The sequence below is a fragment of the Vogesella mureinivorans genome, assembly GCF_007644035.1.
Lineage (GTDB): Bacteria > Pseudomonadota > Gammaproteobacteria > Burkholderiales > Chromobacteriaceae > Vogesella > Vogesella mureinivorans.
In genome coordinates, this window is record NZ_VMTV02000926.1 from 1 (window position 1) to 275 (window position 275).

Annotated in this window: 1 protein-coding gene; it reads right to left on the reverse strand. The window is 45.1% G+C overall.

Going from position 1 to position 275, the window contains the following annotated elements; genetic code table 11:
• On the reverse strand, positions 1-275 hold a 275-nt coding region (locus FLQ44_RS21175), incomplete at both ends, for an efflux RND transporter permease subunit (protein ID WP_147695958.1).

Consider the following 275-nt stretch of genomic DNA (forward strand, 5'->3'; position numbering starts at 1 on the left):
GTTGCGCGAAGCTGATCCATTTTCTCTGCCATTTGATTTACAACAGTTGCGGGTTGTAACTTGCTCCGAATATCTGCACGTACTGTAATGGTTGGTAAACGATTGCGGTGCCAGATTAGACCGTCTTCAAACTTATACTGTAGTTTCGCGATTTGTGCCAATGGTACTGTAGTGCCATTGCTGGTCGGTACAGCCAAACTTGATAATGCTTCAACATTTATCCGTTCAGCCTGATCTCCACGGATACGCACATCGATCAATTCACGCTTTTCACG